The organism is Novosphingobium rosa NBRC 15208, assembly GCF_001598555.1.
GTDB classification, from domain to species: Bacteria; Pseudomonadota; Alphaproteobacteria; order Sphingomonadales; family Sphingomonadaceae; genus Novosphingobium; species Novosphingobium rosa.
On sequence record NZ_BCZE01000174.1, the window covers coordinates 1 to 1,357 of the forward strand.

Consider the following 1,357-nt stretch of genomic DNA (forward strand, 5'->3'; position numbering starts at 1 on the left):
CCCTGCCCGCCACACCCGACCGCCAGTGGCTCGACGCCATCGAGGCGCAACTGGCCGAGGCTGGAGCCGCCGTCGCGCAGGCCCGCGCGCGCCTGATCGAGCGCCTGAACGATATCCTTGCCCGCCTGCCCGATGCCCCCTTCGCCCGCCCCATCCTTGCGCACGCCCCCGGCGGTCCGCTGGAGCGCGACGATCTGGCCGCGGCGCTGGCTGCATCCCGCCCACGCGACCGCGCCGCCGGGCGTACGCTGACCGGCCCGCACCGCGACGACATGGTGGTGACCATGGCCGCCAAGAACCAACCCGCCGCCGATTGCTCGACCGGCGAGCAAAAGGCCATGCTGATCGCCATCACCCTGGCGCATTGCGACGTATCCGGCGCGGCGGTGTCGGGCTTGCCAAGGTTGCTGCTGCTGGATGAAGTGGCCGCGCATCTCGATCCCTTGAGGCGCGGGGCGTTGTTCGAGCGCCTGGCGGCGAATGGCGCTCAGGTCTGGATGACCGGGACCGAACCGGAACCGTTCGAGGGCCTGCAAACCCCTTCAGTGTGGAAGATCGCTGAAGGGGGAATTCAGGAAGAAGAGTAGATGCGAGGGGCCCGGAGCATGTCGCTCGAAACATGCGACCAGAAAAAAACGCCCCCTCGCGCTCTCATAACGTTTCCCGGCGAAAAGGCAGTGGCACCCGATCGTCCCTGGGAAACGATTGATCTGTGATTGCAGGGAAAAACGATGATCGCGAAAAAGAGGTTTATCGTTGCGGCGTTCTCGGCAGCTCTTGGCATGCCGTCCGCGTCTTTCGCAGACAACGGACACGGAGAGCGGATTTTCCTGAGCCGTTGCGCGATGTGCCACGGAACGGACCTCAAGGGCACGGGGCCTTTGGCCCTTAAAAGCAATCCGCCTACCCCTGATCTCACCACGCCCGGCTTCAAGAAGCGCCTGCATGATTATCCCGGCGTTATCGTGTCCTCGGTGATCCTGCGCCCCAATGGCGATCTTATTCCAAGGACTTTACGAGAGAACGGCGTGAAATTGCCTGCCTTCGCCTGGACCGTTCAGGATTTTCGCGATTTGAATGAGTATCTGACCGGCAAGATCGCGAGGGCCAAATAGTCGGTTCCCGACCTTGGCACGCCCCCCTCCACCCCGGAGCGAGGAAAGCCTGCAACGCCGCAACGTTGCCCCAAGTCCGAACCCGATGCGCCACGCCGACAAATAACGGGAGCGCGAGGGTGTAACACCCTCACACCTTCCCTTTACGTCCCGAAAATCAAACCGGCTGCATCACGAGCGCGAGCCCATCATCGGCAAAGCTGGCTCTTCCCAGCCCCATGGCCAGCGCGCAACCGCCCGGC

1 protein-coding gene and 1 pseudogene are annotated in these 1,357 nt (G+C 63.9%); both read left to right on the forward strand.

The features are described from left to right. Positions 1-587: pseudogene (locus tag SR3_RS32065) on the forward strand (DNA replication/repair protein RecF); the annotation flags it as partial. 144 nt (positions 588-731) lie between these two features. Further along, positions 732-1,115, forward strand: a complete 384-nt coding sequence (locus SR3_RS30270) for a c-type cytochrome (protein ID WP_068095135.1) — start codon at positions 732-734, stop codon at positions 1,113-1,115. The last annotated feature ends 242 nt before the right edge of the window (positions 1,116-1,357 follow it).